Genomic DNA, 23,144 nt, shown 5'->3' on the forward strand with positions numbered 1-23,144 from the left:
ATTCTCAGGGCAAGCTTGGGTGCCTCGCTGCGATCTGCGGGGCGCTCCTTACATTCACTTAGCGGCGGAGAACCGTTCCGATGACGGCACAGGACCTGACCATGACCTCACTGACCGAGGACTTCCGAACGAGTTTACGGTTGTGTGCGGCCAGCATTTCTCTGGTGACCGCGTGTGACGAAACAGGCGGCTGGCACGGCATGGCTGTTACCAGTTCGGGATCGCTCTCGATGGAACCCCCGTCGATGATGGTGGCTATTAATCACACGGCCTCGATCCATCCGGTTATCCTGCGCACCGGACGGTTCGCCCTTAACCTGATGGGAGAAGACCGCCTTGACCTGTTAGAGCGGTTCTCCCGCAGCGACATGCGCGACCAGCGGTTCGTACCGGGTGAATGGACCGATGTGGTCGGGGGCGTGCCTGCACTGAAGGACGCCCTGTCAACGCATATTTGCAGTGTGGTCGAACGCCATGATTTTGGCACCCACACAGTTTTCTTTGGTGCGGTCGAGGATGTCATCCTGCCCCGCACGGATCAGGCCACGGCGCCAATTCTGTGGCTGAACGGCGCGCGCGCTTCTGTTGCGACGCCACTCACCGACTGACTTGGGCAGGTGCCTGAGCAGAAACCAACGCCCGTATGGGCACTTAACGAACCTTGGGAGGATTCAATGGATCTCGGACTTTTCCACATGCCCCTGCACCCGGCTGACCGGCCGCTTGTTGATGTGTTGGCAGAGAACACGGAAAAAATCATTTACGCTGACCAGCTAGGTTTCAAGGAAACCTGGATCGGCGAACATTATTCGGCCTCGACCGAGCCAATCACCGCGCCGATGATGTTCCTGGCGTCGCTGATCCCCCAGACCAAGCAAATCCGCTTTGGTACGGGTGTGATTTGTCTGCCAAACCACCACCCGGCGCAGGTTGCCGGTCAGGCGGCGCAGTTTGATCACATGACTGAGGGCCGTTTCAACATGGGTATCGGGCCGGGCGGTCTGGCCTCTGATATGGAACTGTTCGACGTTCTGGACGGCACTGAACGCGCCGAAAAGTTCGCTGAATCTATCGGTATGATCAAGCAGATCTGGTCGCAGGACCCGCCCTATGACATCAAGGGCAAACACTGGAATATCAAGATCACCGACAATATCATTCCCAAACTCGGCGTGGGCTATATGTCCAAGCCCTTTACCAAACCGCATCCCCCGATCTCGCTGTCGTCGATGTCGCCGGATGGTAATTCGGTCGCCCATGCGGTGAAACAGGGCTGGCGCCCGATCTCGGCCAACTTTGCGCCCGAAAGCACCATCATCAACCACTGGCACAAGTATGTCGAAGGTTGCGAAGCTATCGGCAAGAAGGCCGACGGCAAAGACTGGTCGGTTGTTCGCAACATCCTGATCGCCGAAAGCGACGCCCAGGCAGAAGACTGGCTGCTGGATCCCAAAGGGTCGGATTTCTACTACTTCGACTACCTGTGGGAAGTGCTGAAAGTCGCTGACTATACCGCGGTTATCAAGCCGAATCCGGAAATGTCAGATGACGAGGTCACGGTCGAATCGATCGTTAAGTCCTCGGTGATCTATGGCTCGCCCAAGACCGTGATTGATAAGATCATGAGCCTGCGTGAGCGTTCGGGTCCGTTCGGCACTTTGCTGAAGGCGGCGATGGACGGTTCTGGCCATAACCGCGAACGCGAGCGGCTGACGATGCGTCGTCTGGCTGAAGACGTTCTGCCGGTCATTAACGCAGGCTGAGCGGGATGTTGTTTCTGCGAGAACTGGAAATTAAAGGGGACAGCGTTGCTGTCCCCTCGATATCCACCGACGCGCCGTCCGCTGCGGCTTTGCGCCGGGTCGCCCTGGCGATTGACATCATCGCCTCTGGCGGGATGGTTATCGCTGTCGATGATGACATGCGCGAAAACGAAGGCGACCTGATCGCTTCGGCCGCAACGATTACGCCGGATATGGTGGCCTTTATGGTTAATCATTCCACCGGTATCCTGTGCGCAGCAATGAGCGGCGCAAAGGCGGATGCCTTGGATCTGCCGCCAATGGTGGCGCGCAACGACGATCCTCAGGCGACGGCCTTTACCGTCACATGCGATGCGAATGGCTGTAGTACGGGCGTTTCTGCAAACGACCGCGCCCTGACATTCCAAGTGTTGTCTGCCAACACACCGGACCCGTCCGCGATCAGACGGCCCGGCCATGTGTTCCCCCTGCGTGCCCGCGAGGGTGGTGTTCTGGTGCGGGATGGCCACACCGAGGCGACCTATGACTTGGTGCGTCTAGCCGGGCATGAGCCTGTGGGTGTGTTGTGCGAGCTGGTGAACCCCGATGGCTCGATGATGTGTGGTCAGCGGCTTGACGATTTTGCCGCGCAGCATGGCCTGTTGAAAATCACCATCGCCGATCTGATGGACTGGCGCCGCGCGCATAACGACCTGTAAGGCCCGGCCCCCGGAGGATCGGGGCCGGGCCCGCGCTAAACTGAGGAGAAGCAAGTGAGCAAAAGCGTGAACGGGTCTTTGACCGGGACATTAGTTCTGGATGCCTCGCGTGTGTTGGCGGGTCCGTTTGCCGGACAATTGCTGGGCGATCATGGCGCAGAAGTCATCAAGGTCGAGGCCTTCGCCGGCGACGATACGCGTGGGTACGGCCCACCATTTGTCGATGGCACTGCGCCCTATTTTCTGGGTTTGAATCGCAATAAGAAAGATCTGGCACTGGATCTATCCAAGCCAGAGGGCATTGACCTGCTGTTCGAGATGCTGGAACAGGCCGATGTTTTTATCGAAAACTTCAAGGCCAGCACTTGGGCGAAATGGGGTGTCTCGGATCTGTCGGAAATCACTCGGCGGTTTCCGCATCTGGTGCATTGCCGTGTGTCGGGGTTCGGGGAAACCGGACAACTGGGTGGTTTGCCCGGCTATGACGCTGCGGTGCAGGCGATTTCGGGGCTGATGGCGGTGAACGGGCCGCCCGATATTGATGCCTGTCGGATCGGTATTCCCATCGTTGACAGCTGCACCGGCATGTATGGCTGCATGGGTATTCTGATGGCGCTGCTGGAACGCAACAGGTCCGGTTTGGGCCAGATGGTCGAGGTGACATTGTACGATACCGCGATTGCAATGTTGCACCCTCATGCCTCGAACGTTCTGAATGGCGGGCGGGCCTTGCGGACCGGCAACGGTCATCCGAATATCGTCCCCTATGACCTGTTTCCGACCAGCACCGTGCCGCTGTTTCTGGCCGTGGGAAATGACCGGCAATTCCGTACGCTATGCGCCGAGCTGGGTGTGCCCGAGCTGGGCACCGACGTGCTGTACCGCACAAACCGCGACCGGGTGACGAACCGCGACAGTCTGCGGGCCACACTGAGTCCGCTGCTGGAACAACGGGACGGTATGGCCCTGTTCACGCATCTGATGGATCTGGGGGTACCCTGCGCGCCGGTTCTGACCGTCGAAGAGGTGCTCGAACTTGATCATACGCGGACCAGAGAGATGGTACAGGAAGTCGATGGCTATCGCGGGCCCGGTATCGCCGTGAAACTGGACCGGACGCCAGGTTCTGTGCGTCTTCCGCCGCCAATTATCGGGGCACATAGTCGGGACGTACTGACGCGGTTTGGTTTTGACGGCGAGAGGGTGTCACTCCTTTTTTCCCGGAATGTCGTCACATAGTTACAAATATGCGAGGCGGGGATGATATCCATCAATAAGCACGCTGCTATGGCCACCGTGACATTCGCCCCTGTGCAAGGCCATGTATCGCTGAGCGGCGAACAGATGCAGCATCTCACAAGGGTCGCTTTGGATTTCCATGACGACTTCTCCACCACATCCGTCGTACTCAGAACATCCCACATGACCAGCTGTGAAGCTGACGAGGCGGTATGTTACTCGGTTGACGCACAATCGTCCGAGGCGAAACTCATTTCAATGCATTACGAGCACATGTGCAGCGCATGGCGGGCTATGCCTCAAGTGACGATTGCCGCCATTGAGGGGGGTGTTGTCGGGGCCGCGGCCGCGTTGACTTTGTCTTGCGACTGGCGAGTAATGGCAGAAAGTGCCTACTTGCAAATGTCCGGGAAAATCGGGGAAGTGCTGTTCGACGCATCAGTTGTTTCGGACTTAGTCAGTATGGTTGGCCACGCGAAAACTCTGCAATATTTGATTCTTGGTGATCGTGTGGCTCCCGAATGCGCTTTGAAGGCTAGTCTGGTTGAATGGATTGCCCCAGACGGCCTTGCCGCAGCCATGGCTGCGGATCTCGCACAGAGAGTGGCTGCACGGCCCGTGGATGAAGTGCTAAGGCAAAAGCGGGCAGTGTCGAGCTGCAAAGAGGCTTTGTTCCAAGCTGCGGGCCTGACGGCCTATTGAGTTGTCCGGCACCTTAGAGCGGTCGGACCATACGGCGGCAAATAAGGATGCAAGGCAACAAGTGTCTCAGATGAGACACTTGTTATGATAAGATGTGTCCGACTGGAGCGTGTGTTCAATAGCTACAACGCGGTAACATGTGGCTATAATTGGACGGAGGGCACTGCGATCTTACAGGCGCACGGGAGGATATGATATGAATAAGCACCCCGATTTCGATCGAGAAGGTGAATGCGATTTCTCAAAGAACCTGAGACAAGCGCTCAGGGGGACGGTGGTCAATGTTGCGCTTCTGACAACGCGCGATCATTCTGGAGGCTTTCACGGCCTCGCTGTTACGACCGCTGTTCCGTTCTCCACTCATCGCCCCGCGATAATCGTTGCAGTCAACAACCGTGCCTCGGCCTTTCCGGCGATCCGGGACAGTGGTTACTTTTGCCTGAACCAGATCACCACAAACGACATCGACCTATTGGATCGATTTTGCCGAAGCGACAAGCGTGCCTCTCGCTTCACCTCCGACAGATGGGTGGAGGGGATGCATGGGCTACCATATCTGGCAGGGGCTACGACATGTTTCTTTTGCGATGTTCAACAAGCGTATGCACATGACGATCAGATGGTTTTTATTGGGAAAATCGACGGTGTCCGTTTGGGTCATAGATGCCCAGAGACTCCGGAGGACCCCCTTATCTGGCTTAACGGAGGAGCAGCAAAGCTGGCCAGACGGGAAATAGCCTAGCGCTGTAAAATCGGCGCTTGATAGAAGTTGTCTTGGGAGGGGCATAATGTCAGACACAAGGGCGGGAACCGCCACAGAATTGAATGATCCGTTGGCAATAGAAATCGCCAATATTCGCAAATCTCGCGGGCTGAATGGCGCACTTGACCTGCCAGATCTCGTGTCCGAGTCTTGGAAAAGATGTCTTTCAGACTATAATCTTCTTCCCGACAGTATTCCGCGTGCTGAGGTCCTGTCACATTCTGAATTGCGCCCGATCCTGGAGGAGCGCGAAGATTTTCTACGTATCGCTGAACCCGAAATCGAGCGCCTGTTCCAACGGCTCGTCGATAGTGAGTATCTGGTGTCACTCGCGTCCTCTCAAGGGGCAATGCTACTGTTCCGCTGCGATTATCAATACTTGGGCGAGTTGGCGGGATCAGGTGTTATTCCAGGTTCGATTTGGACTGAGGACAGGCAGGGAACCAATGGTATCGGAACCTGCTTGAGGGTGGGGAAATCAGTCTCTGTCGTCGGAACCGAGCATTATGGTGCCGCAACTCAAGACCTGACCTGCCTCACGGCGCCGGTTTTTGGGCGGAAGGGAGCTTTAGAATGCGTTATTAACGTAACGACGGCTCGTAGCACAGACATACGGATGAACCGTGTCGTACAAAGCATCGTCGAACGTGCGGCCCGCCGAATTGAAAACGGGCACTTTGGTCGACTTCACCGTCGTAACCTGATGCTGCGCATTCTGGACAATGCAGAAAATTCCGACATGGCCGAAGAGGGCCAGATCGCGATTAGCGAAAGTGGGTTGATCTTAGAGGGGACATCCCAAGTTGCACGGTTGCTGAAACAGCCGGTAGATGAGTTGATTGGCACTTCGGCGACTGAGCTTTTTGAATTGGATACCGATATATCCGAGATCCGTCCAGGTACGCCCATCATGCTCCAGCATGGAGGAAAGCCACTTAGGGCGATGCTGAGCGTGCCCGAAACACGCAGGCAGTCGGCTGCCCTCCAGACTGGCAGTGCGCGGATGTCTCCAGCAACTCCTTGGGCCCTAAAGACGGTTGATCTGGTTAAAGAGGACTTGCGTATCAACCCGGTGCTAAGCCAGGCAATGGATCGCGCGCAACGTCTCTTGTCTTCGGGGTTACCTGTCGTCGTAACGGGCGAAACGGGTGCAGGCAAAACTAGTTTTGCCAAGGCGGTTGCGCGGCATTGTTTTGGTGAAGATACGAAAATTGTCTTTGTTGATTGTGCCGCACTCGAAGCGCGTAGCAATTTGTCATCCTTGTTCGAAAACCGTCTTCAAGGTCAACGATCCTGTCTTATCATTGATCGGATCGACGAAATGAGCGAAGCACATCAATCAGTGTTACTGGGCCTGCTGGAAAGTGACAGGCAGGCGGCTGTGAACGGGATCGGCATGATTGTGATTTCCACCCAGGAGCTCAGCGAACTGGTAAAAGAGAACCGCCTGCGGCCCGATCTTCTGCACCGATTGAAGGGCGGGCAAATTGCGCTTCCCCCATTGCGCAACGCACCGGATATAGAGCTGACCGTCCGCGATCTGTTTCGGATCGAGCGTGAGCTGCAAGAAAAGCCAGATTTGGAACTGGACGACGATGTGCGCTTGGTGTTGCAGCATTACCATTGGCCCGGCAACCTGCGGGAACTGCGCAATTCGCTGCGTCACGCGATTGCCTTATCCGATGGAAAACTGGTCCGTCTGGACCAACTGCCACAGGATATAGTTGAGGAAATCGCACGTAAAGACCTGACCGCGCGGTCCCAGTCCGAAGCATCAAAAATCGAGGCAGCCCTGCGCTATAACGGCGGCAACGTTTCCCTGACGGCGCGGTATCTGGGCATGTCGCGCGCGACGCTTTACCGGAAAATCCAAATCCAGAAGGCGCGCGAGGAAACCTGAAGGTCAGGCCCGGGAACAGTGTCCCGGGCCGACCAGGGGCCTGATGATCAGCCCAGAGAAAACCCGCCATCCACGGCCAGCGCCTGGCCGGTGACATGGGGTGCGCAGGCCAGATACACGACCATCTGGCCCATGTCCTCGGGTGTTTGCGCCACGCCCTGCGGCAGGAAAATCTGCTGGTGACGTTTCCATGATTCCTCTTCGGTTTCGCCGGGTTCTGCCCATTTGCCGGATAGGCCGGTTTCGCCGCGCCACATGCCAGTGCCGACGATGCCGGGGCACAGGGCGTTCACAGTGATGCCTTCCTGGGCCACTTCCTTGGCCACGGCGTTGCTAAAGCCGATGACACCGAATTTCGTGGCACTGTAATGCGACAGGGCGGGGAAACCGACCTTGCCAGCGATCGAGGCGGTGTTAATGATCCGGCCGTATTTCTGTTTGCGCATCAGGGCCACTTCGGCCTGGGTGCACAGGAAAACGCCGCGCAAGTTGATGTTAATGCAATCGTCCCACTGATCGACGGTCAGTTCTTCGATTCCGCCCAAGCTGACGACGCCCGCATTGTTCATTGCGATGTCCAGCCGACCGAATTGCTTTTCCACGGCGTCAACCATTGCCGTAACACTGTCCGGTTTGCGGACGTCAACTTGCAACGCGGCAGTGCGACGCCCCAGTTTCGACACCGCATCAGCGCCTGCTTCTGCCAGCTCTTTCGTGTAATCGGCGATCACGACATCAGCACCGGCCTCGGCCAGGCTGGTGGCAATGCCCAGCCCGATACCCCGTCCGCCACCAGTTACCATGGCGATGCGGCCTTCTAGTGAAAATTGAGAATTTGTCATTTTGTCCTCCCTGACTGTGTTCAGGGCCCAGAAAAGGGCTCTTCAGCTTATGCTGATCATGAATGCCTCTTGTGGGACAATTGGCTCAATCGCTTCACTGGACAGGGCACCCCCTGTCACATCAAAGACAGGCTGAGATTTCCCTTTGATTGGGTGCCGTCTCAAAAGGCACAATTGTGCGGGCAGGTCACGCCGATTAGACTCTCAGAGCTATACAGTGTGGGCATTCGGCACTCGTGCCATTCCGTAAAATCCGACGTGGTAGACAGACATGACTAAATTAGAACTCCCGGTCCGGATTCGCGGCGTTGTGGCACATGGCGACAAGCGGGGCAGAGTCTTGGGGTTCCCCACCGCGAATTTAATGAGCGGCATTCCGGTTGGTCTCGACTATGGTGTTTATGCTTCGGAAACAGTGATCCTAGGCGATATGTCAAAAACCTATGCTTCTGTGACGTCTTTTGGTATCCGCCCAACCTTTGATGGTGCTGACAGACGTATCGAAACACATATTTTAGATTTCAACGAGGACATCTACGACCGGGAAATCGAAGTATCTCTCTTGGCCTTTTTGCGACCGGAAAGACGGTTTGCGTCAGTCAAGCATCCGGTCGCAGCGATGCATGGCGATATAATGGCCACCCGTTCGCGAACACGATCTTGAGCAGTTGCCACATCTTTGGTCGGGTTCTGCAAAATGCCTCTACTTTGCTCGAATTCGCGGTTTTGTATAGTAGAGGCACTGTTTCGTGTGCAGATGTCACTGATGTTTCGCGCAGCTTGGAAAACTACGGATCAAGGGTTGCCGTATTTAACCCTTCCCTAGTCGAGCAGAATCCGTGGCAGCCACAATGCGATGTCAGGGAAAATCATTACCAACACCAACGCGAGAATCTGAAGCCCGACAAACGGGATGATCCCACGATATATTTGCTGTATTTTGATTTCAGGCGGTGCGACCGCTTTCATATAGAACAAGGCAAACCCGAAAGGCGGCGTGAGGAACGATGTCTGTAGATTGACAGCCAATAGGATGGCGAACCAATAGACGACTTCAGACGACGCCACGTGATCGCCGAAGTCCAATCCATTGATGATTGGGGCAAACACCGGCAAGACGATCAAAGTAATCTCGATCCAGTCGAGAAAGAACCCGAGTAAGAACACGACTCCCATGATCATGAACAACTGGCCCCAAGGCCCAAAACCCAGATGCGCGATGAAAGACTCGACCTGCGCCTCGCCCCCCAGGGCGCGGAACATGTACGAGAATAATGTAGCGCCAACAAAAAGCCCAAAGACCATACCATTGGTCAGACCCGTTGAGATCATGACATCCCAGACAACACGACCGAAGTGTTTTATGTCCGCGGCGCCCCCCCTGCCTGTTGGGTGATCATCGATGCTTGCGGCAGCTTCGCCGTCAAAATGAAACTCTGGGACCCCGATTGCAGGCAACAGCACAAGGTTGATAAATGCAAGGATGAGCGCCCCCATCGCGCCCACACCAGCGGCCTCTGTTGGCGTCGCGATACCACCAAGAATTGAACCCAAAACACAGGCAATCAGGAACACCGGCGGTAGAAACGACCTGAATAACATCAGCCAGTATTGGCCTGTGGATTTGGGTCCAAGTTCAGCAGGCAATTTCGGCGCAATGCTTGGGCGCAGTATCGAAATCACAACGATGTAAGCGACATACAGACCGGCCAGCATGAAGCCGGGGATGATCGCGGCGACAAAGAGGTTCCCAACCGAGCGCGACAGAAGATCCCCCATGATGACCAGCATGATAGAGGGCGGAATAAGAATTCCAAGTGTCCCAGAAGACGCGATCGTACCCGTCGCCAACTGAGGGGAGTACCCACGTTGTAACATGATCGGCAGAGCAAGCAGGCTCATCATCACAACCGATGCGCCGATAATCCCCGTCGTTGCGGCAAGGATTGTGCCCATCAGGGTAACGGACAGGGCAAGCCCTCCGGGGACACGACGCAGCAGAACCTGAAGACAGTTCAAAAGATCCCGCGCCACGCCTGATTTTTCCAACATAACACCCATGAAGATGAACATGGGAACGGCGGTCAAAATAAGGCTTTCGGCAATGGATCCGTAGATTCGCGATGGCAGAGTTCCAAACTGCGGCAGGTCAAACAGCCATGGGTCGACGAAATACGCCAAGAAACCAAATCCCATGCCGATGCCGCCAAGCACAAAGGCGACTGGGTAGCCTGTAAATAGGAGTACCGCGAGCGACGCAAACATCAGTGCCGGCAGGTAGGGCGCTATCCATTCCATGATCAGTTAACTCCGAATGGGTCGGTGGTTTTTCCATCTCGGATGATCCCGAGGTAAGCCGCCAAAGATTTGATGAATTGAGAGATTGCAGCAGCAGCCAGCAGAACGAACATCAAGAAAAGAGCCGTTTTTAGGATCCAGACATTCGAAAGGCCCAGTACCGACTTTGAAGATTCGTCATTCAGAAACGATGTGAGTGCGTATTGCCCTGTGTACCAGATGCCCAAGAGTGAGAACGACAGTAGAAAAAATATCGCACCTATCATTTCGATAACAAGGCGGGTTCGCGCGCTAAACATCGAACTGACGAGGTCAATCCTGACATGGTAATTTTTTGTATAGGCCCAGCCAATCATGAACGTGAACAGAAAGGTATGAAACCAGTATTCGGCTTCTTGCAACTGCGTGGAGTTCAAACCGAATGGTTTTGGAGCACCCAGGTATCTTGTCACAACGTCAACACAGACTGTGATCACAAGCACCAGGCCACTTATTGCGCCCAGCTTAGCGATCGCAGCCAGCACATGGTCCAGCGTATCACTTATTGTTAAGAGCAATCTCATGAAGTCGCCCTCCTTCCAGACCTACGCGCGCCAACTTCGCAAGAGACAGCGCCATTATTCGAAATGACATATCGAAATGCCCACCCAAAAGACCTTGGGTGGGCACCGATAGATCAACGGTTTACTTCAGGTAGCCAACGTCGCCCCAAGTTTTGTACTCAGCACGGAAGGCCGACAGGGACTCCCAAGCCGCCTTGAACTCGGCGTCAGCCGCAGCCTCTTCGGCGACAACTTCGTCCCATGCGGCCTTGAATGTCCCCAGCATTTCGGGCGACCAAGTGTGAACGATCGCACCCTTTGATGCCAGTTCGGCAATTGCAGCCCCTTGGATGGCTTCGCCTTCGGCAAGTCCAGTGGCGATGTTCGCGCGACACGCCATCTTGATCAGACTCTGTTGCGACTCGCTCATCGCGTCCCACTTATCCTTGTTGATGATGAAATCAAGCATGGTGCTTTGCTGGTGCCAGCCGGGGAAGTAGTAGTGCTTTGCAACCTGGTAGAAGCCCAGTTTCAGGTCGATTGCAGGCATCGAAAATTCGGCCGCATCAATCGTACCGCGTTCCAGGGCCGGGAACACATCACCGCCGCCCAGCAATTGGGTGTCTACACCCAGCTTTTGCATGACTTTGCTACCCAGCCCGAAGATACGCATTTTCATGCCTTCGAATTGTTCCACGGACGTGATTTCATCACGGAACCAGCCGCCAGCCTCGGGCGCAAGAATACCGCACAGCTCAGAGTGGATGTTATGTTTTTCATAGGCACGGTTCAGAAACTCTTCGCCGCCTTTGAATTGCAGCCACGCTAGGTATTCACCGGCACCAGGTCCAAACGGAATGGACGAGGTCACACCCAGAACAGGCTCTTTCGACTGCCAGAAACCAGGGGCGGCCCAGCCTGCATCGACCGATCCATTGCTGACGGCATCGAAAATTTCCAACGAGGGCACCAAGGCGTTCGGTTCAAACAGTTTGACCTGAATATCCCCATCAGACGCCACGTTAAGATTGGTTTCGAGATTCTTGGCCAGCGAGCCAAGTTGCACAAGACTCAAAGGATAGGCCGAAGCAATTTTCAGGCGGACTGCATCAGCTTGTGCGGCCATGCCAGACGCAGCAAAAGCCGCGGCGGCAAGAGTCGTTGTAAGGGCGAATTTCATATAGTTTCTCCTCCGTTGATTGCCGGTGACCCGGCTGATTTCCAATCGCAATTGCGGGATGGATCATTTGCATGCGATGGCAGTTGCTATTCGTGTGCCATTGCACGTTTTTAGTGAATGTGTGTTCCCCCGTTCACATCGATCGTCGCGCCAGTGACAAAGGCGGACATGTCAGATGCCAGGAACAGGCAGGCATAAGCGGCATCAAGCGGCCGACCAGCTTTCTTGAGTGGGATCGCGTCAATGATGCCCGCAAGACGGGTTTCATCCAGCACATCCAGCATCGACGTATCGATCATTGCCGGGCAAATCACATTCGCACGAATCCCCTGTGACCCGAATTCGCGGGCGATCGTGCGGGTCAGGCTGATGACCCCGCCTTTTGAGGCGGCGTAATGGGGCCCGCCGACCAACCCGCCACCGCGCTGAGCAGCAGAAGACGCAAGGTTCACAATGGTGCCGGATTGCTTCTCGACGAAAATCCGAATGGCGCTTTGGCAAATGTTGAATGCGCCCTTCAGGTTCACGCCGATCATCTGGTCGAACTCATCAGACGGAATGGAAAGCATCCCTTTCCCGTTCACGATGGCGGCCGAATTGACTAGACAGTCGATGGTTCCGAAACGGTCCACCGCCGCCTTGATCGCGGCATTGCAGCTTTCAGGGGACTGAATATCGACCTGCACCCCCAGAACGTCTGCGGCGATATCTGTGTTCGTTTCGATTTCCTGCGCCATCCCCTTGGCGACGTCATCGTTCATGGCGATATCAAGCGCGACAATCTTTGCGCCATGAAGCGCAAACAGCTCTGCCGTGGCATAGCCAATACCACGCAGCGAGGATGCGCCGACGATGACACAGACTTTGTTCTGCAAGAGTTGCAAGTTTTGATTCATATCATTGTTTCTCTTCTTGTTTGGAGGTTCGGACAGCGCGGTTGGCGATCAGGTCTTGGGCCGCATCGCTATCAAACCCGAGCATGTCCAAAACCGTGCCGGAGTCCCAGCCACACGGAGCCGCAGGCGACCTACGGTCCAGCGCGTCGCCATTCACACGGACCGAAGCACGAATTGAAGCTGTCCGGCCTTCAGTGGGGTGATCTTCATATGCGATCAGCCCGACCGATTTCAGATGCGGATCTTCGGGCAAGGTTTCCAATGTGTGACAAGGCATCACCGCCAGGTCCGCCGCCCGCAGGATATTTATCCATTCATCAGAGGTCTTGTCCCTCAGTGGGGCGCCGCGAACCTCGAACCATTCGGTAACATTGTCAGCGCGGGCCGCGATCGAATTGAAACGAGGGTCATCCACCAGTTCTGACCGGCCCGTCGCCACCAGAAAGGCCCGGACTTGCGAGTCCGTGTTGATCGTGAAGGAAATGAAACCGTCTTTTGTCTGGACTGGTTTGTTATACGGGCTCAGCAAGCGCTGATCCCCTGCCGGCCCCACCGGGGGATCAAAGCTCTGCTGCGCCAAATGTTCCTGAAGGACAAAAGCCGCCATTGTTTCGAACATCGGCACCTCCAGGAAAGCCCCGCGGCCGGTGTTATTCTGCTCCAACACGGCTGCCATGATCGCCCCGGACGCGATTTCGCCCACGACATGGTCGCAGACCAGCATCGGCACATATGCCGGGCGTCCATCGCGGGCCTGCATCAGACCCGCCATGCCTGTCGCCCCCTGAACGACGCTATCATAGGTCGGGAAACCGCCGTAGGGCCCGTCAGTCCCATAACCGGTGAGAAGGCAGTAAATTTTCTGGGGATGTGCGTCCTGAATGGACTGTGCATCCAGGCCCAGACGTTTCAGGGCCTGGGGGCGCATATTCGCCACGATCACATCTGCCCACGCGATCAGGCGCTCAATGACGGGGCGCGCCTCTGGGTTCTTCAGGTCAAGGCAGATGTTCTTTTTGCCCCGGTTCAGATGCAGGTACGCCCCCGAATGCTGGCCCGTGGGCGACTGTCCCCCAAGACCTCGCATCAGATCGCGGCCGGGGCTTTCGACCTTGATGACCTGGGCGCCATATTGGGCCAGTCGCCATGTCGAAACGGGGCCCACGACGACGCTGGTCAGATCCAGGACCTTCAGATCACTGAGGGGAGAAAAACTCATTTGCAGGTAATCTCCATAGAAGCGGCAAGGATATTGGATTCATCATAAATGCGTGCACTCCAGCCCTGGCCTGAACGATCCAGCGCAATCGTCATCTTCCGATTGGAATAGAGCGGCGCGACATGGCGCGTGGAAATGGCGATGGGATCGGCACCTAGATCCACCCGCACAGTTTCCGTGACCAACAAGGTCGCAAGGCCACCGTTCACAACCAGATCGGGCAGGCCCTCTACGTCGCGGGCATAGGCACGATCCAGGTGGATCTTGTGGGAATTGAACCCAAGCGCAGAGTATTGGAACAAAAGCGTATCATCCGGGGTGATGACCTTTGTGAATTCCGCGTCGATAACGGTCGCCTCGGGGGGCTTTGACGCCTGGCCCGATGCTGCCGTCAACATCAGGTAGGTCTGCGTTTCCTGAATGGATGCGGGGCCATCGACCTCTGCCAGTGTACTCTCGATATCTACGACAGCGATCCGACCGGCAGGCGTGTCCTTTTCCTTTAACTTCGCAATCCGGCTTGACCGGCGGATGTCCGAACCGATCCGCAAGGGCCCCTGGCATTCAATGCGTCGGCCGCCCAGCAACAGACGCGGCAGCCCAAGGTCCGGCAACGGAACGCCAAACCCCGGAAACCCGTCGGACCGCAGCTCCGAGCGTCGCGTTGCTCCGCCCAACAGGAAAAAATGCCATCCGAAGGGCAGGGGGGCGCCTTCGCAAAGGTTCGCGTCCTCAAGGTCGAGCATCGCAGCAATCCGTCTGGTTTGCGCGGCGCTACAAACATCGGCGCGCTCTTGGTGAGCGCCCTGAATGGACGTGTTCATGTAAGAATCCTCCCTTTGCTGTAAGTATCAAATTTAAATATCTTTGTTCAAGTGCAAATTTTTATACGGCTCGTGTATCCCAAACTATCAAAATATTACCCATTTAAAGCGGTTTAATGGAGTCACTCTTCCAGGCCGCCATAATAGTGCTTGAATATTCCTTTTTGCTTGACAATATATCTATTTATGTATGAATAACTCAATCGCGAGACGCGCAACTCTTGGCATGGCACTCGCTTGGAAGGACATCGTGACTTCGAAGCCGAAGCACACTCGGACGGCATCGCCGGCCCGGCTTTTCATGCGACTGGCGGGCCGAGCTTTTAAATCCTGAGGAAAGCCATGAAAATCGAACTGCACCACATCAATATCTGCTCCAAAGACGTGCCGGAGCTGGATAGCTTCTACCGGAATGTTTTTGGCTTCGGCGGTATCGACGACGACGAACATCACCAGGACACGACCCAGGGATATGACGGTGGCGTCGCATTCCTTACGGACGGGCATGCTGAATTCCACCTCGCGACCACCGATCTTGGCGTGGGGCACCGGACCGGTCATGCTGTCAACCCTCTGGAACGTGGCCACATTGCGTTCCGGACCGATGACATCGAAGCGTTCAAGGATCGACTAAACGAGCTGGGTGTCCCGTTTTCCGACTATGGAACATGGGCGATGGCGGGCTGGTATCAGGTCTTTTTCCAAGACCCATCGGGCACGATTATCGAGGTGCATCAAATCGGTTGCTAACCAATGACAACTGGCCCACCAGCACGAAGTGTCCTGGTGGGCGGCCGCTCTCTTAACTGTTCATAGGGGCATACTCTAATTGCAACTAAATGGAAAAAAAGCAAAAATCGCTGGTTAGGACTGTGGTTGAATACGGAGGTTAAGGTCGAGAATGAGCAAACAAGATCGTGTTTCGGATAACAGCATTACAGGAGACGGGGTAAAATCGGACGGTAAACAGACAAGTTATTCTGCGCCGGCTCTTGAAAAGGGGCTGGATATTCTGGAAGCGCTTTGCCACAGCAGCGACGGCCTATCCCCGAAAGAAATAGCAGCACAGCTGGGGCGTAGCACGAGCGAGCTCTACCGGATGGTGAACTGTCTCGAGCGCAGAAAATACATTTCCCACCAGGGTGATAAATACGCGATCACGACCAAGTTGTTTCAGCTGTCGCGCATTCATCCGCCGACGGACAGGCTCGTCACGGCCGCTTTACCCATCATGCAGGAACTGGCGCATGCCGTGGGATATTCTTGTGATTTGCGTGTCTACAACATGGGCTCTCAGACGGTCATAGCCTCAATCAATACGCCAAGCGGCATTGGTTTCAACGTGCGCACCGGCGCGGAAATCGCCGTTGCACCATCGGCTTCGGGGCGTGTGTTGGTCGGGTTCCAAAATGCCGAGACGACCGAACTGCGTATCGAGGAAAGCCTTGGGGATTTGTCGATTTCAGAGGTCAAAGCCTTTCGAAAGGAACTGCACGAAGTCACTGTTAAGGGTTTTTCCGCCATAAGCAGCCGACAGTACGAAGGCGTTTATGCCATTTCGTTTCCGATCCTCGACATGGAACGGCATGCCATCGCAGCTCTGACAGTGCCAATGGTACCGCGCCTTGATAATATGCCGGCCGCGACTCGCAACGACGTTGAGGAAAAGCTCCGCGCCAGCGCCACTCGAATAAATGAAATGATCACCTAAGCTTGACGCATAGGCTCCAGACAACAGACCGCTTTCGACTGAGAGCGGCAGAACACAAGGGCTAAACGCATGCCGAATCCGATTGAATGGACCCCCAAGCAAAAAGAGGCGGCGTTGAAAGCTATTCACATCGCCGAAACCAAAACCCGCTTTGGCAGCGCGGCTGAGGCCCAGAAACCAGCGCCCATCACAAAGATTGGCGTTATCGGCGGCGGCACGATGGGGGCTGGCATCGCCGTGGGAATGCTGAATTCAGGGCTTTCGGTTCATATGATTGAGAGGGACGCCCTCGCGGTCGACGCAGGCAAAGCCAGAGTTCTGGACACCCTGAAACGCGACCGCGCCTCCGGCCGGATTGACGAAGCCGAATATGTAGCCCGAGAGGGCGCGTTCAAAGCAAGCGCGCAATACAGTGATCTCACTTATGTCGATTTGGTTGTCGAAGCCGTTTACGAGGATATTGATGTCAAACGTGACGTGTTCCGGCAAGTCTTTGAGGCTTGCGGTGACGACGTTATCTTAGCCACGAACACTTCGTATCTGAATCCCGAGTTGATTTTCAAAGACGTTCCGGCCCCCCAGAGATGTATCGGGCTGCACTTTTTCAGCCCCGCCAACATTATGAAACTTGTGGAGATCATACCCACCAAAACGACGGACAAAGATGTTCTCGCTGCTGCGTTTTCCCTGATTCGGACATGCAAGAAAGTACCCGTGCAAGCTGGCATTTGCGACGGATTCATCGGCAACCGAATTTTGAAGGCTATGCGCACACAGGCCGAACGCGTTCTGCTTTTCGGGGCTACGCCGCAAAGCGTGGATGCCGCGCTTAAAGAATTTGGTATGAAAATGGGCCCCTTCGAGGTTCAGGACCTCGCAGGTCTGGATATAGCGGCGTATCAACGAAAGGCGGCACGAGATCGGGGAGAAAGGGTCTTCTCGCCTGTGTCGGATCACCTGGTAGATCAGGGCAGGTTTGGGCGTAAGACTGGCGCGGGGTGGTATGATTATGCTGGAACCGAGCAGGTTGCTGACACACCAGAACCCGTCAAAATCGCCTTGGGCGCGGCCCGCCAAGAGGCGAATGTGGAGCCGATCCGCTGGACCAACGCAATGATTGTCGAGGTTGTCGTATTTGCAATGCTCGATGAGGCTGCGCAAATTCTTGATGAGGGCATTGCACAAGACCCAAGTGACATCGACCTGGTTGAAATTTACGGCTATGGCTTCCCAAAGGACCGGGGCGGTTTGGCTTGGTTTGGCTCTGCTTACGGGCTAGCAAAAATCGTCGAGCGACTGGAGCATTACAACAAGCTCAACGTTTCCGACGCCACCTCAAATGCCCTGCGCAACTGGGCTCAGGCAGACGCCTGATCGGTGGTGCTTCAGAAAGACTATGAAAGAATTACCATGACAGACGTCTTTATCTGCGACTATATACGCACCCCCATCGGCCGCTACGGTGGGGCGCTTGCATCCGTGCGGGCGGATGACCTTGGCGCGATCCCACTTCGAACCCTGGCCGACCGAAACCCAAACCTAGATCTAGCTGCTGTCGACGAAGTGATCTTCGGCTGTGCGAACCAGGCCGGAGAGGACAACCGCAATGTGGCACGTATGTCGCTGCTATTGGCCGGGTACCCGGAAATCGTCCCAGGCACGACGATAAACCGGCTCTGCGGTTCGGGTATGGATGCGGTCATCACTGCGGCCCGCGCGATCAAAGCCGGCGAGGCCAGCATCATCATCGCTGGCGGCGTCGAAAGCATGTCCCGCGCGCCGTTCGTGATGCCGAAAGCCACCTCAGCATTTTCGCGCGCCACCTCGGTCGAGGACACCACGATTGGCTGGCGCTTCGTAAACAAATTGATGAAGGCGCAACATGGCGTCGATTCGATGCCCGAAACCGCTGAAAATGTGGCCGAGGATTTCAATATCAACCGCGCGGATCAGGACGCATTCGCCCTGCGTTCGCAGCAAAAAGCCGGCCATGCAATGATCAGCGGACGCCTTGCGCGTGAAATTGTGCCTATACAGATTTCCCAGCGAAAGGGCGATCCGATCATTGTCGCCGAGGACGAACACCCGCGCCCGGGCACGAAGCCGAGCGATTTGGCCAAACTCAAAACCTTCGTCAAGGCCGATGGCACTGTGACGGCGGGAAACTCCTCGGGTGTGAATGATGGAGCAGCCGCAATTCTTCTCGCGACCAAAGAGGCGGCGGCAAAGCACGGCCTGACACCAATCGCAAAAGTCCTTGGCGGTGCCACCGCGGGTGTTGCACCCCGCATCATGGGCTTCGGACCCTCTCCAGCCTCAAAAAAGCTAATGCAGCGCTTGGGCCTCAAGCAAGAAAACTTTGCAGTGATCGAACTCAATGAGGCATTTGCTTCCCAAGGCTTGGCGACCCTCCGCGCTCTCGGGATCGCAGATGATGATCCTCGCGTAAACCCAAATGGCGGTGCGATTGCTCTAGGACATCCACTCGGCATGTCTGGCGCACGAATTACAGGAACCGCAATGCTGGAGTTAAGGCCCGGCGAAATGTCGTTGTCGACCATGTGTATCGGCGTAGGCCAAGGCATCGCAATCGCGCTGGAAGCTGTGTAAATGAAAACGCACAAACATTAACATAATTTCTCTTATGAGATTTATGGCTGACTCCAGATTTCCGTGTAGAATTCGTCCTCTACAACCTCCCCCCGGAACGAGAAAGAGCCAGACCGCCGGAGCGGTCTGGCCGTCGGCTTAGGCTGCGTCTTTGGGACCCCAGGGGATGACGGCCTGCAGGGACAGATCGTCCTGGTTCGCGGCCTTGCCGAGGTTGGCGTTGAAGCCGTGGTCGCGGATGGTCAGCGTGTAGTAGTCGGCGTCGGTCTCCTTGTTCTGCTTCTTCCAGATGCCGCCGCACTCGACCAGCTTGCCGCGCGGGGAGCGGCCGAGGACGCGGTGCGTGGGGGCCATCGGGTTCGCGCTTGCGACGGGTTCCACCGTGATGTCGAGGTCGAAGGTCAGGGTCGAGATGGAGCCGACGCCCTTGGCGGTTTCGATGTCGGCGCTGGTGAATTTGATGCAGTTCGTGGTCATTGCTCTTCTCCTTGTTTGCGTTGCAATGATGGTCACCTTGCAGCTGGCCAAGGCCCGGCCACACCGAAGGCGAAGCGCAGCGGAGAGGGGCAGGCGCCGGCCTTTTTGATGGTGTGGACACCCTCCACCCCCAACTTCACCCTTGGGGGAGAAATCCGAGGGCAGAGGAGGAAACAATGTCCGGACTGACAATTGGCGTAGATATCGCGAAACGATTTTTCCAGGTGCACGTGATCGACGAGTCCGACCAGGTGCTAACGAACAGAAAGCTGCGACGATCCGAATTTCTGGCGTTCTTCGAAGATCTGCCCCCTAGCCTGATCGGAATGGAATCCTGCGGCGCGGCGCATCACTGGGCCCGAGAACTGATCGCCCGGGACCATGAGGTCAAACTAATGACCCCGAAATACGTGAAGCCTTACGTCAAACGTGGCAAGAACGACGCTGTCGATGCCGAGGCGATCTGCGAAGCCGTCACACGCCCGACCATGCGGTTCGTCGCGGTGAAATCGGTCGATCAGCAATCGGTGCTGATGATCCACCGGACCCGGTCCTTGCTGATCCGTCAGCGAACCATGCTGGTGAATGCCCTGCGCGGCCACTTGGCCGAACTTGGCATTGTCGCCCCTGTGGGGATTGAGCGGGTCGGCGAGCTGGTCAACCGTGTCCTCGGACACGAAGGTGACAAGCTTGGCGTCCCGCCGCTTGTTCGATCCATCGTCGAGACCTACGCCCGGCAGATCATGATCGTCACCGACGAGGTCAAACAGCTTGAGAAACAGCTCAGAGACTGGCATCGAACAAGTGAAGCCAGCCGGAGGCTGGCGACAATCCCCGGCATAGGGCAGATCATTGCCACGGCAATGGCTGCGACCGTTGCGAACCCGGATGCCTTTCCATCCGGCCGTTCCTTTGCCGCTTGGCTGGGGCTGACGCCCAGATCGAACTCCTCAGGTGGGAAAGAACGAAACGGGAGGATCACGAAAGCCGGTGACCGAACACTGAGAACGCTGCTCGTTCTTGGAGCGACGTCTGTCATCAGGCGGGTAACATCGGGGCGGGAAACGCCGCTCTATGGCTGGGTGAAACGACTGATCGATACCGGCAAGCCACCGCGGCTGGTGACAGTAGCTCTGGCCAACAAGATCGCGAGGATCGCCTGGGCAGTCATGACCGGGAAGGCAGAGTATAAACCTGAGAAGGCGGCGTTCGCCGTCTGAGCAAGGCTAGAAACACAGGGATCGGGAGAGCGTGCACTTCGAATGATGAAAACCGGTGCCAGCCGGAGATCAGGATAACCCGTTCGCGTAGCTGTATCTGCGTATACGTCTTTTTGATAGGGACCATGATCTGCGGACTTCATCAGGGCCAGCGGCATCCGCCGCGACAAAAGGCCGGACACATGAGCGCACTGAACCGGAAATCGGATTTCGAGAAAATGCTTGACCGATGGGTGTCCACACATGCTTCGCGAGGAATGACCCGCAGGGGCAGGGGAAAAAGATCGGCGACAACCTTTGTGGACGGGACGACAGCTGCGACCAGCATGTCATGCGACTCAGACAAATGGAGAAGTGTAGGGGCCGCGAAGGAAGCAGGGGAACAGCCGAGAGAGATATAGCCGTTCGACAATGTACACGGTCATTTGCCCTAGGCGAAGCGACGGGTCGCATTCCCGAGCGCAAAATACAGCCGAGGCAGTGCAACCTCGCACAAATGACTGAAGAAGACGGACATAAAGTAATCTGACCGAAGCCATAGGGCAGGGGAACAGATCAAAGCAATGAGACCTGCGAAGGCCTCCGGCTCTGAAGCGACTATTGAGAGTCCGTGCGGCGAATGTCAGAGGAACCCAAAATTGCTCTCACGATTCCAGCGCCAATCGCCGCCGATTCTCTTCGTTGTCATCGAGAACTTGCCACGCTGCCAAGCGATCATCCACAATTACGGCCTTCCAAAGCGCAGGCCCCTGTAATCTAATGTCGCTGCATACCGAATGTCCTGCAACAGCTACAAGATTGTGTCTCGTCTCCATGCGTTCGATCACATTGTAGTAGTCTGGGAAAGCATCAAAAAATCCGTGCCATACATCAAGGCATGCTTTCTTGCCAGAAACCGTATGTCCTGCACTGTCAATAAAGACGTGATCTTCTGTCAATAATTCGGACAAGGCCTCAGCATCACGCCTTGTTATGCAATCATTAAACAGCCGCACGACTTCGGTTGGGGAGTTTCGCTTCGTTTTCATGGCAAAGGATTAGCATGTCCGTGCACGGCGGCAAAGTGCGCAACCCGAACACGCGCCATTGGTCTAGCCAAAGGCCGCTATCAGCTCCACATCCAAACACGAACCGGGGCCTAAGCCCCGATCCTCTTGATGCGGATCCCCAGCTTGCGGGCCTTGTCGACGATGTTCTCGGTGATGCCCGAACCGGGGGTGGCGATCAGACCCTGCGGCATGGTCTCGAGCATCTTGTCGTTGCGCTTGAAGGGAGCGGCCTTGCCGTGGCTTTTCCAGTCGGGCTTGAAGACCACCTGGATGACGCCTCGGGTATCTGCCCAGCGAGCCGCGATCATTTCGGCGCCTTTGGGGGTGCCACCGTGCAGGAGCACCATGTCGGGGTATTTGGCGTGCGTGGCGTCGAGGACGGACCAGATCAGATCATAGGCCTGATAGTCCCCGCCCGAGAAGGCAATCCGCGTGCCTTCAGGGCAGTGGACCTCAGTCTCTTTGCGGCGCTTGGCCGAGAGATAGGCCCGGCTGTCCACCACGGCGGAGGTGAGACCGCGATGAGAGACCTTGGATCCGGTGCGGGGCAGCCAGGGCGAGCCGGTCGCGGCCGAGAAGTGGTCCACGGCCAGATCGCGCATCTGCTCGAAAGCGTCGCGGTGGTCCCAGAGCTTCAGCCCGATCATCTGGAGGCGCTCAAGCTCGACCGAGGCGACCTCGGAGCCGTCTTGGATAGCGAGGCTTTCCCGAACCTCGAATTCGTTGTCGTCGAGGAGCTTCTGGATATGGGTGAGCCGGCGATGGAAGATCGAGGTGAGGGACCAGAGCATCTCCTCGAGATTGTCTTCCAACTGGCTGCCGGTGAGGAGGCCGATGGTGGTGTCAAAGAGCGCCGCCATGGCGAGCTCGACCTCGTCGGGCTGGGGCAGGGGGCGATGATCGGTCTCGCCGGGCCCGGGCGTTGCGCCGTGAAGTGCCAAGTGGTCGAGGATGGCGGCGGTCACGCCGGTTTCCTCTTGAATGTCTGTCTGATGGGGCATTGTCTGGTTCCTCTGTTTGATCTGACCCGATTTGGATGGGGCGATATCAGGACCGGCGGCGACCGGGCCGCATCCGTCAGGATCGGAGCGCAGCGGAGAATGCGCCGCGGGCCGGAAAATTGTCCCCGCGAGGAATGCCCTGAAGGGGCAGGGGAATTTTCCGGTTCGGGGAGCATTGCTGCCCGGGCGAGGAGCACTCTGCTCCGACCC

At 56.3% G+C, this 23,144-nt stretch carries 23 protein-coding genes; 13 read left to right on the plus strand and 10 right to left on the minus strand.

Annotated elements, in window-relative coordinates:
• Nucleotides 1-80: 80 nt before the first annotated feature.
• The 7 genes from N1037_21180 (at nt 81) to N1037_21210 (ending at nt 7,065) form a co-directional block, all read left to right on the plus strand.
• A complete protein-coding gene (locus N1037_21180) occupies nt 81-608 on the plus strand; it encodes a flavin reductase family protein (GenBank protein UWS81616.1) in 528 nt (175 codons plus the stop codon).
• 66 nt (nt 609-674) lie between these two features.
• Entirely contained in the window at nt 675-1,763 is a 1,089-nt protein-coding gene (locus N1037_21185; GenBank protein ID UWS81617.1) for an LLM class flavin-dependent oxidoreductase, read from the plus strand.
• A gap of 5 nt (nt 1,764-1,768) precedes the next feature.
• On the plus strand, nt 1,769-2,461 hold the full coding sequence (gene ribB, locus N1037_21190; GenBank protein ID UWS81618.1) for a 3,4-dihydroxy-2-butanone-4-phosphate synthase: 693 nt from the start codon (nt 1,769-1,771) through the stop codon (nt 2,459-2,461).
• A gap of 54 nt (nt 2,462-2,515) precedes the next feature.
• Nucleotides 2,516-3,700, plus strand: a complete 1,185-nt coding sequence (locus tag N1037_21195) for a CoA transferase (protein ID UWS81619.1) — start codon at nt 2,516-2,518, stop codon at nt 3,698-3,700.
• Between the two features lie 21 nt (nt 3,701-3,721).
• Nucleotides 3,722-4,402 (plus strand): enoyl-CoA hydratase/isomerase family protein, encoded by a 681-nt coding sequence (locus N1037_21200; protein ID UWS81620.1) that lies wholly within the window; start codon nt 3,722-3,724, stop codon nt 4,400-4,402.
• A 196-nt stretch (nt 4,403-4,598) separates the two neighbouring features.
• Nucleotides 4,599-5,144, plus strand: coding sequence for a flavin reductase family protein (locus N1037_21205; protein UWS81621.1), 546 nt, complete (start codon nt 4,599-4,601; stop codon nt 5,142-5,144).
• A 46-nt stretch (nt 5,145-5,190) separates the two neighbouring features.
• Nucleotides 5,191-7,065: a sigma 54-interacting transcriptional regulator gene (locus N1037_21210; protein ID UWS81622.1), complete on the plus strand. Its 1,875-nt coding sequence runs from the start codon at nt 5,191-5,193 to the stop codon at nt 7,063-7,065.
• Between the two features lie 47 nt (nt 7,066-7,112).
• Here the strand turns inward: N1037_21210 and N1037_21215 are convergent, their stop codons facing one another.
• The gene (locus N1037_21215; protein UWS81623.1) at nt 7,113-7,907 is read right to left on the minus strand and encodes an SDR family oxidoreductase; all 795 of its coding nucleotides are present in this window, start codon (nt 7,905-7,907) and stop codon (nt 7,113-7,115) included.
• 271 nt (nt 7,908-8,178) lie between these two features.
• On the opposite strand from N1037_21215, the gene N1037_21220 reads away from it, so the two are divergent.
• Nucleotides 8,179-8,571 (plus strand): riboflavin kinase, encoded by a 393-nt coding sequence (locus N1037_21220; GenBank protein UWS81624.1) that lies wholly within the window; start codon nt 8,179-8,181, stop codon nt 8,569-8,571.
• A gap of 158 nt (nt 8,572-8,729) precedes the next feature.
• Here N1037_21220 and N1037_21225 read toward each other — a convergent pair whose 3' ends face one another.
• The 6 genes from N1037_21225 to N1037_21250 all read right to left on the minus strand — a co-directional run bounded on the left by N1037_21225 (nt 8,730) and on the right by N1037_21250 (nt 14,866).
• Nucleotides 8,730-10,205 (minus strand): TRAP transporter large permease subunit, encoded by a 1,476-nt coding sequence (locus tag N1037_21225; protein ID UWS81625.1) that lies wholly within the window; start codon nt 10,203-10,205, stop codon nt 8,730-8,732.
• A gap of 2 nt (nt 10,206-10,207) precedes the next feature.
• Nucleotides 10,208-10,768, minus strand: a complete 561-nt coding sequence (locus tag N1037_21230; GenBank protein UWS81626.1) for a TRAP transporter small permease subunit — start codon at nt 10,766-10,768, stop codon at nt 10,208-10,210.
• Between the two features lie 121 nt (nt 10,769-10,889).
• Nucleotides 10,890-11,927 carry a TRAP transporter substrate-binding protein gene (locus tag N1037_21235; protein UWS81627.1) on the minus strand — a complete coding sequence of 346 codons (1,038 nt, stop codon included), beginning with the start codon at nt 11,925-11,927 and terminating at the stop codon, nt 10,890-10,892.
• 110 nt (nt 11,928-12,037) lie between these two features.
• Nucleotides 12,038-12,802: an SDR family oxidoreductase gene (locus N1037_21240; protein UWS81628.1), complete on the minus strand. Its 765-nt coding sequence runs from the start codon at nt 12,800-12,802 to the stop codon at nt 12,038-12,040.
• Between the two features lie 22 nt (nt 12,803-12,824).
• Nucleotides 12,825-14,042 carry a CoA transferase gene (locus tag N1037_21245; GenBank protein UWS81629.1) on the minus strand — a complete coding sequence of 406 codons (1,218 nt, stop codon included), beginning with the start codon at nt 14,040-14,042 and terminating at the stop codon, nt 12,825-12,827.
• Nucleotides 14,039-14,866: a hypothetical protein gene (locus N1037_21250; GenBank protein UWS81630.1), complete on the minus strand. Its 828-nt coding sequence runs from the start codon at nt 14,864-14,866 to the stop codon at nt 14,039-14,041. Before N1037_21250 ends, N1037_21245 begins: the two co-directional genes overlap by 4 nt.
• A 342-nt stretch (nt 14,867-15,208) precedes the next feature.
• Between N1037_21250 and N1037_21255 the strand changes: the two genes are divergently transcribed.
• The 4 genes from N1037_21255 to pcaF all read left to right on the plus strand — a co-directional run bounded on the left by N1037_21255 (nt 15,209) and on the right by pcaF (nt 19,187).
• Nucleotides 15,209-15,616 carry a VOC family protein gene (locus N1037_21255; GenBank protein ID UWS81631.1) on the plus strand — a complete coding sequence of 136 codons (408 nt, stop codon included), beginning with the start codon at nt 15,209-15,211 and terminating at the stop codon, nt 15,614-15,616.
• Between the two features lie 151 nt (nt 15,617-15,767).
• Nucleotides 15,768-16,577, plus strand: a complete 810-nt coding sequence (locus N1037_21260; GenBank protein ID UWS81632.1) for an IclR family transcriptional regulator — start codon at nt 15,768-15,770, stop codon at nt 16,575-16,577.
• Nucleotides 16,578-16,646: 69 nt separating this feature from the next.
• Nucleotides 16,647-17,951: a 3-hydroxyacyl-CoA dehydrogenase gene (locus tag N1037_21265; GenBank protein ID UWS81633.1), complete on the plus strand. Its 1,305-nt coding sequence runs from the start codon at nt 16,647-16,649 to the stop codon at nt 17,949-17,951.
• 36 nt (nt 17,952-17,987) lie between these two features.
• Nucleotides 17,988-19,187, plus strand: coding sequence for a 3-oxoadipyl-CoA thiolase (gene pcaF / locus N1037_21270; protein ID UWS81634.1), 1,200 nt, complete (start codon nt 17,988-17,990; stop codon nt 19,185-19,187).
• Nucleotides 19,188-19,325: 138 nt separating this feature from the next.
• Here pcaF and N1037_21275 read toward each other — a convergent pair whose 3' ends face one another.
• Nucleotides 19,326-19,664 carry a DUF736 domain-containing protein gene (locus N1037_21275; protein UWS81635.1) on the minus strand — a complete coding sequence of 113 codons (339 nt, stop codon included), beginning with the start codon at nt 19,662-19,664 and terminating at the stop codon, nt 19,326-19,328.
• A 176-nt stretch (nt 19,665-19,840) separates the two neighbouring features.
• Between N1037_21275 and N1037_21280 the strand changes: the two genes are divergently transcribed.
• Nucleotides 19,841-20,884, plus strand: coding sequence for an IS110 family transposase (locus N1037_21280; GenBank protein ID UWS81636.1), 1,044 nt, complete (start codon nt 19,841-19,843; stop codon nt 20,882-20,884).
• Nucleotides 20,885-21,528: 644 nt separating this feature from the next.
• Here N1037_21280 and N1037_21285 read toward each other — a convergent pair.
• A complete protein-coding gene (locus N1037_21285) occupies nt 21,529-21,912 on the minus strand; it encodes a nuclear transport factor 2 family protein (GenBank protein ID UWS81637.1) in 384 nt (127 codons plus the stop codon).
• A 110-nt stretch (nt 21,913-22,022) separates the two neighbouring features.
• Nucleotides 22,023-22,934: a DUF2493 domain-containing protein gene (locus N1037_21290; GenBank protein ID UWS81638.1), complete on the minus strand. Its 912-nt coding sequence runs from the start codon at nt 22,932-22,934 to the stop codon at nt 22,023-22,025.
• Between the last annotated feature and the right edge of the window lie 210 nt (nt 22,935-23,144).

It is taken from the genome of Phaeobacter sp. G2 (genome assembly GCA_025163595.1).
Lineage (GTDB): Bacteria > Pseudomonadota > Alphaproteobacteria > Rhodobacterales > Rhodobacteraceae > Pseudophaeobacter.